The organism is Francisella salimarina (assembly GCF_007923265.1).
Classification (GTDB): domain Bacteria; phylum Pseudomonadota; class Gammaproteobacteria; order Francisellales; family Francisellaceae; genus Francisella; species Francisella salimarina.
On the sequence record NZ_VOJA01000003.1, the window covers coordinates 392,543 to 405,839 of the forward strand.

Sequence of the window (13,297 nt, forward strand, 5' to 3'; positions counted from 1 at the left end):
TATTTATAAATAGACATTTCTGATACATCATATTATTATCTTGCTTAAAATTTGTTTAGCTAAATCTAATAAAAGAGGCTCAAAAATGTCAGATACTAGATATCAAATTACCAAAAAAGTTACTCTAGTGGGGATGTTTGTTAATGCATTGCTTGCTATTTCAAAAACATTTATTGGAATTATAGGACGCTCACCAGCATTGTTTGCTGATGGCATACACTCATTTTCAGATCTTTTGAGTGATGCTATGGTTTTATTTGCTGCTAAGTATGCTAATAAAGGCGAAGATCACAACCATCCTTATGGACATGAAAGATTAGAGACTCTAGCGACATTAGTGCTTTCTGGTTTACTTATATCTATAGGTTTTTTGATTGTATATCATTCGTTAGCTACATTGATACTAGGTGAATATGAAACTCCAGATAGATTTACTGTGTATGCAGCAGTTTTTTCTATATTTGGCAATGAATTTATCTATCAGTATACTATGCGAGCTGCAAATAAAATTGATTCTGATATGTTAAGGGCCAATGCTTGGCATAGCCGTTCGGATATGTGGTCTTCAGTAGTTGTTTTAGTTGGCTTGTTTGGTGCTTTTTTAGGTTTCCCATGGATGGATGCAGTTGCTGCCCTAGCAGTCTGCTATATGATCGTTAAGATGGGTGTCAAGTGGGGTTACTCTGCTGTTGCTGAGCTTATTGATGAAGGTGTTGATGCTGAGACACGTAAAAGCATCAAAGAAATAATTACTAATTCCGAAGGGGTACATGATTTTCATTTCCTAAGAACTAGAAAAATGGCTGGTAAAATTGTATTAGATGTACATATTTTAGTTGATAAGTTTAGTACAGCTTCTGAAGGTCACTATATAGCAGAGATTGTTAAGAGTAATATTTATCATAATATCGAAAATATCAAGGATATTACAGTGCATGTGGATGTTACAAATCATGAAGATGGTGTAATTAAGCTTGAGAACTTTGAGCCTTCTCGTTTGGAGATACTATCTGAGATAAAAGCTATTTTTGATGAAAATAATATTCCAGAAAGTAATATTTTAGATAAAAAGATGTCTATATATTATTTTGAAAATGAAATTTTAGTAGATCTATATGTCAAAAGATCAAATGATCTAAAAAGACTATCTAAAATATTGAGCAACTTCTCTGTAAACGGTTATAATATTAATGTAAGCTTGTACTGTAATTTAGCTGATAGCTAATACTAAGGAGATTAAATGAAAATCAAAAAAGCGGTTTTTCCTGTTGCCGGTTGGGGAACTAGATTTTTACCAGCAACTAAATCATGTCCTAAAGAAATGCTAACTGTTGTCGATAAACCATTGATCCAATACGCAGTTGAAGAAGCCATTGAAGCTGGCTGTAAGGAGATAATTTTTGTTACAAGCTCAAATAAAAAGTCTCTTGAGGATCATTTTGATAGAAACTTTGAGCTAGAATATTCATTAGAGAAAAAACAAAAATATGAGCTACTAGATTTAGTCAAAAATATAATCCCTAAAGATGTGAGCTTTTTCTTCGTTCGTCAGCCCGAAGCTCTAGGGCTAGGTCATGCTGTGCTATGTGCTAAACCTCTTGTGGGTATCGAAGACTTTGCTGTAATACTGCCTGATGATCTAGTATATAATCATGATTGTGGCACTGGTACCCTTAAACAAATGGTCAAAGCTGTAGAAGGTACTGATATTAGAGGTTGTATAGCTACTCAACAAGTTAAAAGAGATGAAACTAGCTCTTATGGTATTGTAGCTAAAGATAGTGAAAACCTTATAAAAGCAATAGTTGAAAAACCAGCTCCAGAAAAAGCACCATCAACAAATGCTGTAGTTGGAAGATATTTGCTACCAAATAAAATTTTCAGATGTTTAGAATCAACTTCAGAAGGTGCAGGTGGTGAAATTCAACTAACAGATGCAATAGCTAAACTTCTTGATCAAGAAGAAAAAATTCTATCTTATGAGTTTAAAGGCACTCGTTATGATTGTGGTAGTAAATTAGGCTTTTTGATTGCTAATTATGAAATAGCTCTTCAGCATAAAGAATTGGGTGATAAATTTAAAGAGTATCTTCAAAATAGATAAATCTTTATCAATATTTAATAATTCTTATTAAATATTGATAGTGCAAATATAGTCAAAAATTCAGCTAAATATGCTAATATAAATTTTAATCGTGTTTTTAAAGTTAATAATATGCCGTACTCAAGTTTTCAAGTTTCAGAAGACTTCATAGCCCAGGCTAATGTCAATGCTGAGCAATATGAAGTTATGTATAAAGAATCAATAGAAAATCCAGAAGCATTTTGGTCAAAGCAAGCCCATCATATTAGCTGGCATAAACCATTTGATAAAGCTTATGCAAGTAGTTTTGATCCAGTTGATATTCAGTGGTTCAAAGGTGGTGAGCTAAATGTTTGTTATAATTGTGTTGACAGGCACTTAGTAGACAAAGCAAATAAGATTGCATTTGTTTGGCAAGCTGATGATCCATATCATACTAAAAATATTACATATAGAGACTTGTATCATAGAGTATGTGAAATGGCTAATATACTTGAAGCTAATGGTGTCAAAAAAGGTGATGTTGTAACCATCTATATGCCAATGATACCAGAGGCAATATATGCGATGTTAGCTTGTGCACGTATAGGAGCTATGCATTCAGTTGTATTTGGAGGTTTCTCAGCAGAAGCACTTAAGCAGAGAGTCATAAATGCAGATAGTAAGTTTATAATTACAGCAGATGAAAGTATTAGATCAGGTAAGAGAATACCTCTTAAAAAAAGTGTAGATAGAGCAATCTCTGGTTTAGACTTTGTTAGAAATGTCCTAGTTGTGAGTAGGACTAAGACAAAGGATATGGTTTGGAACGATATAGATCTTTGTTATGATAAAGAGTGTGCTAAAGTTTCTGATGAACATAAAATAGAATTCTTTGATGCAGAGATGCCTTTGTTTATGCTGTATACTTCAGGATCAACAGGTACTCCGAAAGGTCTTGTCCATACTTCAGGAGGGTATCTTGTCTATGCAAGCATGACTCATAAGTTGGCTTTTGATTTGAAGGAAGATGATGTCTACTGGTGTACAGCTGATATTGGTTGGATTACTGGGCATAGTTATGCTGTTTATGGTCCGCTTGCTAATGGTTGTACTTCCTTAATCTTTGAAGGCGTTCCAACATACCCAGATGCTTCTAGAATGTGGAAAGAAGTTGATAGACATAATGTGAAATCGCTATATACAGCACCAACTTTGATTAGATTATTAATCAAAGCTGGAGATCAGTATCTTAGAGATTCAGATAGAACTTCATTGAGGGTATTAGGATCTGTAGGAGAGCCTATTAATCCAGAAGCATGGAACTGGTTTGTAGAAAAGGGTGCTAATAATCAAGCACCTCTTGTTGATACTTGGTGGCAAACTGAGACTGGTGGACACATGATCCTACCATTACCGGGAGCACACAAGTTGAAGCCAGGATCTGCATCTAAGCCTTTCTTTGGTGTTGATGTGGCTTTATTAGATACAGATGGTAAAGAGATCGAAGGAGTTGGCAAAGGAGCTTTGTGTATTAGAGCTGCGACTCCTGGTATGGCTAGAACTATTTATGGTGATCATGATAGATATATTCAAACATACTTTAGTAGTTTCAAAGGTTTTTATTTCTCAGGAGATGCTGCTAGAAGGGATGAGGATGGCTATATCTGGATAGAAGGTCGTATGGATGATGTTATTAACGTATCAGGCCATAGAATGGCAACTGCTGAAATAGAAGCTGTATTGAATACTCACTCTAGTGTTGCAGAATCTGCTGTAGTTGGTATGCCTCATGATATCAAAGGTGAAGCAATTTATGTCTATTGCATACTAAAAGATGGTCATGATGGTAAGGGTGCTGGAGATGAATATCTTGATAGCATCAGAAAAACATTGGTATCTTATATTAGACAAGAGATTGGTCCAGTAGCAAGTCCAGATGTGATTCAGTTTACTCCAGATTTACCAAAAACTCGTTCTGGTAAAATTATGAGAAGAATTTTGAGAAAAATAGCTGCAAATGATTTTGATAATTTAGGTGACACATCTACACTTTTAGATCCGAGTATAGTAGAGTATCTGATAAAAAATAGATAACCTAAAACTCATGAGCTCTTCTTTATTTCAAGGGTATATCAAAATATTCTTAGCCTTAGTTTTCTGGGCTAGCTTATATCATATAGCACCCATTCCATTAGAGTATGTCGATATATATATGGTTGGTCTTATTCGTTACATTATGGCGTCTTTGATTTTTCTTGTAGTGCATTATATTTTCACCAAAACATTATTTCCACGCTTAAATCTTAGACAATGGCTTTATGTTATAGCTGTGGGGTTCTTTGGAGTGTTCTTGTATAACATAACATTCTTATGGGCTGAGAAACTTATATCAGGAAATATTGTTGCAATTATATATGCTTTTAGTCCATGTTTAATAACTATACTGTCAAGCTATATGTTCAATATGAGAGTTAATCAACAAGCAAAAATAGGTATCTTAGTTGCTTTGTTAGGTACAATTGGTGTTGTTATGTTTTCTAGTGGTGCCTCACAATGTTCAACTAGCGTAAATATGAATCTTGGAGAAGTATTAAGTATATTAGCAGTTGTTTGTTTCTCAGCTTATGCAATATTCGGTAAATGTTGTGTAAGAGAAGGTGTTGATATGATTACAATCAATACTTATGGAGCTATAGTTGGTATGATAATGTTTGCTGTTGTAAGTTTATTTAAATCTGATTTTTCAGAACTTGCTAATACAGATATTAAGTTCTGGGGAAGTATGTTATACATAGCTGCATTTGCAACGGTATTAGCCTATTTATGGTACTTAAGAGCTCTTGAAGAAATAGGAGTTTATAAAACAGCAGTTTTTCAAAATACTATGCCATTTTTAGTTATTTTGATTGGTTTTGTTTTATACGGAGAAACAATTTCGATCTTATCACTACTTTTTGGAGGAGTAGTGTTCTTGGGTGTATATATGACAAATGTTGCAGTTAGTAAAAGAGCTTAGGTTATAATTTATTCTTAAAATCTGCACCGTAGGGTGAATATTTAAATCCGATACTTTCACGATTATGAACTTCAACAAGCCTTGAGTGTAGATCAGAGCTAGTAGCTGAATCTCTATGGAATTTACTCCATTGATTGTTTTTGTAGGTATCTTTACAACCAACGAGCATGAAAGCTAGGCTTATAAAGCCTATGGTTTTTTTTAGCACAACTGAAAATTCATAGATCAGTTAATAATAAAGTTAATTATATATTATTGGATTAAATTAACGAATAGATAAAGATTTTTAAACAGTGATTATTCATGAAAATATAGTTTTACTAATCAATTTTTAATAGGTGCTATTATTTTTTTCTATGTATTTGCTTTATAATAGGAGTTATTCTCAGTGAGGTTTTTACTTATCTATATTAGTTGTATGAATAATAGAGGTTTTTCTTTAATAGAGTTAATAATTGTTATTGCGATAATTGCTATTATAGCTGCAGTAGCAATACCAATGTACTCAAACTATCAAGTTAGAGCAAAACTTTCTGGTGCAGATATCGCGGCACGAAGCTATATTAATGAGATTACTCATTATACATATGAGGCTGGAAAATTTCCCGATGAGGACTCTGAACTTTGGGGGTGTGTTGAAGTGAATAAAGATAATGTTGTACAAGTGTGTAAAGAAAGAGTAGATGCTCAGAATGCAAATATTAAAGTCTATGTTGAACCAACTTTAATACCTGATATTACAGATCCGTATTATCAGTATGATTTAGTATTATCTGAGTAGGATATTAACTTAGGAGGTTAGTCATGAAATTTAAGAGAATATTGGTCTTATTAGGAGGTGTTTTTATCAGTGTATATTGCTCAAATGCGATAACTCTTAAAGTAAGTAAATCTGCAGGAAATTTGTCTAATGGTATGGTTCCTGGTGTAGCTAATGATGGAGATATATCCTCAAATAATAATGAGGATACGCCATCTTCAAGTGACTCAGCCCCATCTAATCCACCTATGACAGAAACTACAACGACAGGGGGTGTTTGGGGTATTTTATGCTCAAGTCCAAGAGCAGCGACAGGTTCGATTCTTCCGAATGGTGATAAAGGATGTTTAACTGGAGATAATGGCAATCTTTTATTAGCTTTCAGAGGAGATGGTGGGAGAGTGACCTTAAAGACTACACTTAGTGATGGTAATGAGTATGATATAATAAATGAGCCTGATAGTGATTATGTATATGTTCAAAGAAATGGGTCGGAGAGATTAGGGAATCAAACTAACCCTGAAGTTGTGTCTATCCTTGAAAGTTTTGTCAGTGAAAAAGGCGACTTTATTTCAGGCGTAGGTCAAGGTTCTACAATGTGTGATAGTTATGCTAAAGATGAAGACACTGCTGGTTTTTGGAATAAGTTATGTACTGCTCCATAAAGTTTTAGGAAAACTTTACACTTTTATCTCTTCTAAAAACCACCTATCAAGAGAAATTATACAGTTTCCATATTTAATAGATTCATAAGTTCCTCCATTATATGCAGAGCTAATGTTTGAGCATATATTATCACGGTATCTTTTAAAATTTTTGATGTTAGATCCTTTAAGAGAATCTAGTTTTTTGTTATACGTTTGCATTTGAGTCTTGAGGCATTGGTTAATTTCATAAGTATTACCATCACATATTGGATTATTGGCAAAAACTAGTATTGGTAGAAACAGTGAGAGTATTATTCTAAGCATTATTTTATATCCTATATTTCGATAATATGACTATCTAAGTCAAGAAAGTCATTGATGTTGTTTTTTTCGGTTGTGGTAATGAAAACCTGCGATTTTAGCTTTTTTAGATAGTTAAATAGTGTCTGTGTGTGAATATTATCAAGTTCGGATGTTATATCATCTATTAGATAAATACATTTATTTTCATTTTCTAGGTTATGAATTTCTCCTTGTGCTAGTTTGATTGCACAAATCAGTAGTTTTTGTTGACCACGGGAGAAGATATCTTGTATTGGCTTATGATTTGTAGTTAGGACTATATCTGCCTTATGAGGTCCATGATTAGTTACATTGTATCTATTATCAGATTCAAATGACTCCTCTAAAACCTGTGTTAGACTTTTGTGTGAATTCCAGCCGCGGAAGTAATCTATGTCCAGTTTTAAATTTGGGTTAAACTGCGATAGAATTTCATAGATCTTTGGTTTTAATTTTGAGAAATAAGTATGTCTCTTTTTATCCAATATATCTGCAAATTCACATAATTTTTTATCTATTCCGTTAATATAAGCTTTAGGATAGTTTTGTTTGAGAGCTGAGTTTCTTTGCTTTACTAAAAATTTGGTTTGTTGCCATATTTTTAAAAATGTTTTATCAAGATAAAAAGCTCCCCAGTCGAGTACTTTACATCTTTGTTGAGCACCTGAATTTATAATGTTGAAGCTTTCAGGATTCATTAATTGGATAGGCAAAGCTCGAGTTATCTCAGTGTGGTTTTTTTGAATTTCGCTATTTAATTTTGAAATATTATTACTATTTTTTTTACGTGATAGTGAGATGATTACTTCATCAGGGTTATAAGCTTTTGTATAGACTATAAACTCATCGCTATCATGGTTAATTATGCGATTAAGCTGTGAGCTGCGAAATGATCTACTATGTGAGAGAAAATATATCGATTCAAGTATAGATGTTTTACCAGAACCATTTTTGCCAACTATAAAGTTTATACTATTTTTAAAATCAAAACTCTTAAAAGGAATATTTCTAAAGTTTTGTAAGCGTAAGTTGGCTATATACATTTTTTAGATAAATTCTAAGCTGTTATTATAAATTTGTTGTTTTAGTATATCAGGATTTAATTGATAAATATCCTTAAGCATTTCAAAAATTATGGGTATATTTTTTGGAGTATTAATATTTTTTGGATTATCATAAAGTCTCATGTCAGGTGAGTCTGTTTCTAAAACAATATTTTTAGGATTAACTTTTTGTAGAGTTTGTTTAAGTTTTGATTGTGGATGAGAGATAATTCCTCCAATACCTAGTTTAAAACCACTATCTATATATTGTTGTGCGATAATATCATTTGCGTTAAAAGCATGAATAATACCACCATTAGTAAATTTTAAATCTTTAATGATTTGTAGTACCTCACTATGAGATTTTACAGCATGAATGATTATTTGTTTATTGAGATTTTTAGCAATAGCTATTTGCGCTGAAAAAAATTCTATTTGTTTATCAAAATTTTCAAATCTTTTATCTAGACCAATTTCTCCAACTATTTTAGTTGAGTGTTTATTACTATATTCTTCTAAAGCATTTAAGTCAGAGAGGCTGTGATTATTCATAAATACTGGATGTAAGCCAAAACAAATAGAGATATTATTATATTGCTGATTAAGTTGAATTAGATTGTCCCAATTATTTCTTTGAGTAGCAGGGTTTATAAAGTGAGTAATACCTAATTCATCACAGTTTTGTAATAGTGTAGTTCGTGTTTTATCAAAAATAGTAAAATCTAAGTGACAATGCGTATCAATAAACATAGATGTTTAGTTAAATTCTTTGGGTTATTAAGTTATAATATAGCCCAATATTCATAATAATTATACTTTCCAGCATCTAGAGAGTATTAATAAAGTAAACATTTATCTATAGGGTTTGTAAATGAGCAAAGTTACAAAAGATTTTTTATTCGAATTAGGTACAGAAGAATTACCTCCAAAAGCATTGCGAAATTTAGCACAGTCACTGTTAAACAGTGTAAGTAACCAATTACAAGAGGCAAAAGTTAGTTTTGGTAAAACTAAGTGGTTTGCGTCACCAAGAAGGTTATCTTTTGTAATTAAAAATTTAGCAGAGTTTCAAGATGATATAGTTATTGAAAAACAAGGGCCTTTAGTAAATATTGCGTATAAAGATGGTGAACCAACAAAAGTAGCTTTGGGATTTGCAAATTCTTGTGGTGTAGAGCTTGATCAGTTAGGTAGAATCGAAACACCAAAGGGTGACAAACTTTATTATAAAACTACACAGTCTGGTCAGCCAACTATTTCCTTATTGCAAGAAATCATTGCAAAAGCGCTTAAACAGCTACCAATTCCAAAAATGATGCGTTGGGGTGATTCGGTAGTTGAATTTGTGAGACCTGTGCATTGGGTCTTGGCATTATACGGTAGAGAAGCTGTTGATATTGAGATTCTAGGACATAAGGCTTCTAATGTTACTTATGGGCATAGGTTTCATCATCCTGATGCAATATATATCAATGAGATTTCTGAATATGAGGGAATATTAGCTGAAGCTAAAGTTCTTGTCGATTGGGAGCAACGCAAGCAGATGTTAATTGAACAAGCCCAAAAGATAGCTAAAGAAAATAACTATAAAGTAGTTTTGGATGATGATCTTGTTGAAGAGGTTTGTGCTATTGTAGAGTATCCAAATGCTATGCTATGTAGTTTTAATAATGATTTCTTGAGAGTACCGCAAGAGGCGTTGATATCCTCAATGGAGGAGCATCAAAAGTGTTTTGCATTATTAGATTGCGATAATAATCTTGTTGCAAACTTTATTACAATCTCAAATATTGAGAGTAAGAAGCCTGAGCTTGTAACATCTGGTAATCAAAAAGTTATGAATGCAAGATTAGCTGATGCGGCATTTTTCTATGATACAGATCTGAAGAAATCTTTAGAACAGCTATTACCTAGATTAGAAAATGTTACATTCCAAAATAAACTTGGAAATATGTATCAAAAAGCTCAAAGAATTGCTAATACAGCACAGAAATTAGCAGATTTGAATAATGTAGATAGCCAACAAGCTTACAGAGCTGGTTTATTAGCTAAGGCTGATTTGATATCTGATATGGTATTTGAGTTTACTGATCTACAAGGGATCATAGGTAAGTACTATGCAAAAGCGCATGGTGAAACAGATATCGTCGCTGATGCTATAGAACAACAGTATTGGCCAAAATACTCTGGTGCAGAATTACCAAAAACTGATGTCGCAGCTTGTGTTGCATTGGCGGAAAAGTTAGATACTCTAGTTGGGATATTTGGAGTTGGTCAAAAACCAACAGGAAACAAAGATCCATTTGCTCTAAGAAGATCTGCAATTGGTATTCTACGTATTCTAAGAGATACAAATATTGATATAGCTTTAGAAAAGGTTATCGAAATTGCATTAGATAGCTATAAAGAAGTAAATAACTTAGAGTTTAGTTCTGATATAAAAGCAGAAGTTATATCATTCTGTCTAGATAGACTAAAAAATCTATATAAAGATGAAGGTGTCGCTGTAAATATCTTTGAGTCAGTGATTAATACTAAATATGATTCAATCAAGGATTTTGCAGCTAGAATAATGGCTGTAACTAGCTTTCTATCTTCAGATAAAGCACAGAGCCTTATAGCATCAAATAAGCGTGTTGCTAATATTCTTAATAAGAACGCTTCCGATGAGAATAAGGACTTTTATAACATTGAGTTAGCTAAATCGATAGGTAATGAGTATGAGCTAGCACTTGCTTATAGTATCGAAGAAATAAGTGCTGATCTTGATAAGTATTTAGACAATAGAGACTATGGCTATGCTTTAGAGCTTCTAACTTGTCTTGATAAAGTCATTAGCGAGTTCTTTGAAAATGTAATGGTTATGGATGATGATGCCAGTGTCAGAGATAATCGAATTGCATTACTTGCAACTATTCATAAAATGTTTGTTGGTGTAGCTGATATTTCAAAACTTTAATCTTAAAATATTTATTTCATTATTTTTCTGCTTTATTATATTTAATAAAACAATCTTTTTTTAAAAAATATGTCAGAACAAAAAAATGTTTTAGGTGGTGTATTGAAGCCATGTTGTTTAGAGCCTAAGACTGGGTTTTATAGAGATGGCTTTTGTCGCACTGATAATCATGATCATGGCTTACATGTTGTTTGTGCTATTATGACCAAAGAGTTTCTAGAGTATACAGCATCAAGAGGCAATGACTTGTCTACACCTAATCTTTTATTTGATTTTCCAGGACTCAAACCTGGAGATAAATGGTGTCTATGTGCGTTGAGATGGTTAGAGGCATATCAAAATGGAGTAGCTCCAGAAGTAGTGCTTGAGTCAACTAATGAGAAAACTCTACAAGTAGTTAAGAAAGAATATCTGTTAGAAAAGACTCATTCTGTAGAGGTTTAGTGTATAATTTTACCTCAAGAAGATAAAAGGTATATTTACAAATATTAGATGGTCAAATTGCTAAAATAGACCTTTTATTTTAAATAATTCTTTAGGGTTGTGGATGACTATATCAGGCTGTAATTGAATGCACTCGTTAGTATCTCCATATCCATAACTTACAAAACAAGATTTTAAACTACAATTCTTGGCAAATTTGATATCTGTTAAAGTGTCACCAATAATATATGTTTTTTCTTTTTCAATGTTAGGATATTTAGCACTAATAACTTCTGAAATCAGCTTTGGGTTAGGTTTATTATACTTACAAGAATCAGCTCCAATAACTTCATCAATATATCTATCAATCTTATTGTACTTAAGAATCTTTTCTATTGATTCACTTCCTTTATTACTTAGAACTAAAATAGTAACGTCTTTCTTTTTGAGAAAATCTAGAAGTGCAGTAATACCTTCATAAACGTTTATATATTTATATCCATTATTATTATATAAGTTTCTATAGATCTTAACTAAGAAATCTATGTCGAAATCTAAGTTAAGACTTGTATTTATTTTTGAAAAAGTCTTTTCCAGTGAGCATCCTAGTTTTAAAGTATCCTTAATAAGATCCTTGGATATATTTTTATTTAGTGACTTGTATGTCAAGTCTGTAATATTTAAGATACTATCTTTTGTATCACAAATCGTTCCATCAAAATCAAATATGGCTAAAATCATAATGAGTTCCTGGGATAATTGATTAGTATAAGTTATAAGAAAAAATCATTTATTAAAAGAATTTTTATTCTGATTTATTAATTATAATAACGAATTTATGAATACTTTTTATTTAGTTTATAAATTCCAAAAAGTAGCATAACTGTTGCTAATGCAAAGATAAATTGAAAAATTGGAGATGCTATCACTAAATCTCTATCATGATAGAAACTTATAAAATAACTTCCGCTTGCAGCAATCATATTTTTGATAAAGTTAACAATCGAGTTAGCTGTGCCAAAACTATGGTCAATTTGATCAATTGCAAATGAATAAATAAGAGTTGAGCTAAAGGCTACATTTCCACATAAAACAAACATTATTAATGTATAAAAAAAGGCATTATCAAGATTTAGGCTATTAAAGATAATTGAAATAATACAGCTTATAGTTATAAGTGCGACACTATAGTATAAAAATTTAAGTTGTTGAACTTTGCTTGAGTGTCTTTTTATCAAGTAATTTGCAAATATAGCAGCAACACAGCATAAACCATAATATATACAGTACCATAAAGATCCTGTTGCATAGCTACCTAGGTAAATTAAAGCTGATGATGAAATATAGATAAAAAGAGCTGCAAAAATAGTACCACTTGCTACTGTAGCAAGCATAAAGCGTGGATTAGTTAAATGTTGAAAGTAGCTTGGTATTAATTTTAGAATACTAGACTTTCTATCTTTATGCTCTAGAGTTTCTTCAATTAGAAAAGCACATAGAAGCATAACTACACCATATATAGTTAAAAAGTGAAATGTACTTTGCCAAGTATGAGTTAAATTTGTAAGAATAGTACCAATTATTGGAGCTACTATTGGAGCTATTAACAATATTATTATTATTGATGCTACAAGGTTTGTAAGTTTAGCACCTTTGTAACAATCACGAGCTATTGAGAAGGCTATTACAGCACCTACTGAGTCAGATAATCCTTGTATCAAACGCATTATTTCAAGCATTTTGAAGTTATAACTATATGAACATAGGACAGTACTTATGATATAGATTACGCTACCAATGATAATAATCTTTTTGCGTCCATATTTATCAGAGATAGCTCCCCAAAAAAGCATACCGAATGAAAAGCCAATAAAATATGTTGCAAAGGTTGTAAGAACTGTACTATTGCTAACACCAAAGTCATTAGCTATCAGTGGAATAGCAGGAGCATAAGTGTTGACAGCTAGTGGTGGAAGGGCAGCAAACAAAGCCAGTACTATAGGGAATAATTTAGAATCTCGAGTTATATTTTTCATAATTAG

14 protein-coding genes are annotated in these 13,297 nt (G+C 32.1%); 8 read left to right on the forward strand and 6 right to left on the reverse strand.

Going from position 1 to position 13,297, the window contains the following annotated elements; translation table 11 throughout:
* The first annotated feature begins 85 nt into the window (after nt 1-85).
* The 4 genes from FQ699_RS04230 to FQ699_RS04245 all read left to right on the forward strand — a co-directional run bounded on the left by FQ699_RS04230 (nt 86) and on the right by FQ699_RS04245 (nt 5,081).
* Complete coding sequence (locus FQ699_RS04230; RefSeq protein WP_146421254.1) at nt 86-1,225, forward strand: cation diffusion facilitator family transporter; 1,140 nt, start codon at nt 86-88, stop codon at nt 1,223-1,225.
* A gap of 15 nt (nt 1,226-1,240) precedes the next feature.
* Complete coding sequence (galU, locus tag FQ699_RS04235; protein ID WP_146421255.1) at nt 1,241-2,104, forward strand: UTP--glucose-1-phosphate uridylyltransferase GalU; 864 nt, start codon at nt 1,241-1,243, stop codon at nt 2,102-2,104.
* A 111-nt stretch (nt 2,105-2,215) separates the two neighbouring features.
* Nucleotides 2,216-4,159 (forward strand): acetate--CoA ligase, encoded by a 1,944-nt coding sequence (gene acs, locus FQ699_RS04240; RefSeq protein ID WP_146421256.1) that lies wholly within the window; start codon nt 2,216-2,218, stop codon nt 4,157-4,159.
* 10 nt (nt 4,160-4,169) lie between these two features.
* Nucleotides 4,170-5,081: a DMT family transporter gene (locus FQ699_RS04245; RefSeq protein WP_146421257.1), complete on the forward strand. Its 912-nt coding sequence runs from the start codon at nt 4,170-4,172 to the stop codon at nt 5,079-5,081.
* 1 nt (nt 5,082) lies between these two features.
* Here the strand turns inward: FQ699_RS04245 and FQ699_RS04250 are convergent, their stop codons facing one another.
* Complete coding sequence (locus tag FQ699_RS04250) at nt 5,083-5,289, reverse strand: hypothetical protein (RefSeq protein WP_146421258.1); 207 nt, start codon at nt 5,287-5,289, stop codon at nt 5,083-5,085.
* A gap of 210 nt (nt 5,290-5,499) precedes the next feature.
* Here FQ699_RS04250 and FQ699_RS04255 point away from each other — a divergent pair, with 210 nt between their 5' ends.
* Together FQ699_RS04255 and FQ699_RS04260 are read left to right on the forward strand one after the other, a co-directional pair.
* A complete protein-coding gene (locus FQ699_RS04255; protein WP_146421259.1) occupies nt 5,500-5,862 on the forward strand; it encodes a prepilin-type N-terminal cleavage/methylation domain-containing protein in 363 nt (120 codons plus the stop codon).
* 23 nt (nt 5,863-5,885) lie between these two features.
* Complete coding sequence (locus tag FQ699_RS04260; RefSeq protein ID WP_146421260.1) at nt 5,886-6,506, forward strand: hypothetical protein; 621 nt, start codon at nt 5,886-5,888, stop codon at nt 6,504-6,506.
* A gap of 15 nt (nt 6,507-6,521) precedes the next feature.
* Here FQ699_RS04260 and FQ699_RS04265 read toward each other — a convergent pair whose 3' ends face one another.
* The 3 genes from FQ699_RS04265 to FQ699_RS04275 are packed head-to-tail and all read right to left on the reverse strand — an operon-like array spanning nt 6,522 to nt 8,623.
* A complete protein-coding gene (locus FQ699_RS04265; RefSeq protein WP_146421261.1) occupies nt 6,522-6,812 on the reverse strand; it encodes a lysozyme inhibitor LprI family protein in 291 nt (96 codons plus the stop codon).
* Between the two features lie 11 nt (nt 6,813-6,823).
* Nucleotides 6,824-7,873: a DNA replication/repair protein RecF gene (recF, locus tag FQ699_RS04270; RefSeq protein WP_146421262.1), complete on the reverse strand. Its 1,050-nt coding sequence runs from the start codon at nt 7,871-7,873 to the stop codon at nt 6,824-6,826.
* A gap of 3 nt (nt 7,874-7,876) precedes the next feature.
* A complete protein-coding gene (locus FQ699_RS04275) occupies nt 7,877-8,623 on the reverse strand; it encodes a TatD family hydrolase (protein ID WP_146421263.1) in 747 nt (248 codons plus the stop codon).
* 121 nt (nt 8,624-8,744) lie between these two features.
* Here FQ699_RS04275 and glyS point away from each other — a divergent pair, with 121 nt between their 5' ends.
* Together glyS and FQ699_RS04285 are read left to right on the forward strand one after the other, a co-directional pair.
* A complete protein-coding gene (glyS, locus tag FQ699_RS04280; protein ID WP_146421264.1) occupies nt 8,745-10,832 on the forward strand; it encodes a glycine--tRNA ligase subunit beta in 2,088 nt (695 codons plus the stop codon).
* Nucleotides 10,833-10,901: 69 nt separating this feature from the next.
* On the forward strand, nt 10,902-11,276 hold the full coding sequence (locus FQ699_RS04285; protein WP_146421265.1) for a DUF2237 family protein: 375 nt from the start codon (nt 10,902-10,904) through the stop codon (nt 11,274-11,276).
* Nucleotides 11,277-11,336: 60 nt separating this feature from the next.
* Here the strand turns inward: FQ699_RS04285 and FQ699_RS04290 are convergent, their stop codons facing one another.
* On the reverse strand, nt 11,337-11,996 hold the full coding sequence (locus tag FQ699_RS04290; protein WP_146421266.1) for an HAD family hydrolase: 660 nt from the start codon (nt 11,994-11,996) through the stop codon (nt 11,337-11,339).
* Nucleotides 11,997-12,091: 95 nt separating this feature from the next.
* Complete coding sequence (locus FQ699_RS04295; protein WP_146421267.1) at nt 12,092-13,291, reverse strand: multidrug effflux MFS transporter; 1,200 nt, start codon at nt 13,289-13,291, stop codon at nt 12,092-12,094.
* Nucleotides 13,292-13,297: the final 6 nt, after the last annotated feature.

What these genes read in the sequence shown, in the direction of transcription:
- FQ699_RS04230 (WP_146421254.1), top strand. Translation starts at nt 86, where the DNA reads ATGTCAGATACTAGATATCAAATTACCAAAAAAGTTACTCTAGTGGGG.
- galU (WP_146421255.1), top strand. Translation starts at nt 1,241, where the DNA reads ATGAAAATCAAAAAAGCGGTTTTTCCTGTTGCCGGTTGGGGAACTAGA.
- acs (WP_146421256.1), top strand. Translation starts at nt 2,216, where the DNA reads ATGCCGTACTCAAGTTTTCAAGTTTCAGAAGACTTCATAGCCCAGGCT.
- FQ699_RS04245 (WP_146421257.1), top strand. Translation starts at nt 4,170, where the DNA reads ATGAGCTCTTCTTTATTTCAAGGGTATATCAAAATATTCTTAGCCTTA.
- FQ699_RS04255 (WP_146421259.1), top strand. Translation starts at nt 5,500, where the DNA reads ATGAATAATAGAGGTTTTTCTTTAATAGAGTTAATAATTGTTATTGCG.
- FQ699_RS04260 (WP_146421260.1), top strand. Translation starts at nt 5,886, where the DNA reads ATGAAATTTAAGAGAATATTGGTCTTATTAGGAGGTGTTTTTATCAGT.
- FQ699_RS04265 (WP_146421261.1), bottom strand. Translation starts at nt 6,812, where the DNA reads ATGCTTAGAATAATACTCTCACTGTTTCTACCAATACTAGTTTTTGCC.
- recF (WP_146421262.1), bottom strand. Translation starts at nt 7,873, where the DNA reads ATGTATATAGCCAACTTACGCTTACAAAACTTTAGAAATATTCCTTTT.
- FQ699_RS04275 (WP_146421263.1), bottom strand. Translation starts at nt 8,623, where the DNA reads ATGTTTATTGATACGCATTGTCACTTAGATTTTACTATTTTTGATAAA.
- glyS (WP_146421264.1), top strand. Translation starts at nt 8,745, where the DNA reads ATGAGCAAAGTTACAAAAGATTTTTTATTCGAATTAGGTACAGAAGAA.
- FQ699_RS04285 (WP_146421265.1), top strand. Translation starts at nt 10,902, where the DNA reads ATGTCAGAACAAAAAAATGTTTTAGGTGGTGTATTGAAGCCATGTTGT.
- FQ699_RS04290 (WP_146421266.1), bottom strand. Translation starts at nt 11,996, where the DNA reads ATGATTTTAGCCATATTTGATTTTGATGGAACGATTTGTGATACAAAA.
- FQ699_RS04295 (WP_146421267.1), bottom strand. Translation starts at nt 13,291, where the DNA reads ATGAAAAATATAACTCGAGATTCTAAATTATTCCCTATAGTACTGGCT.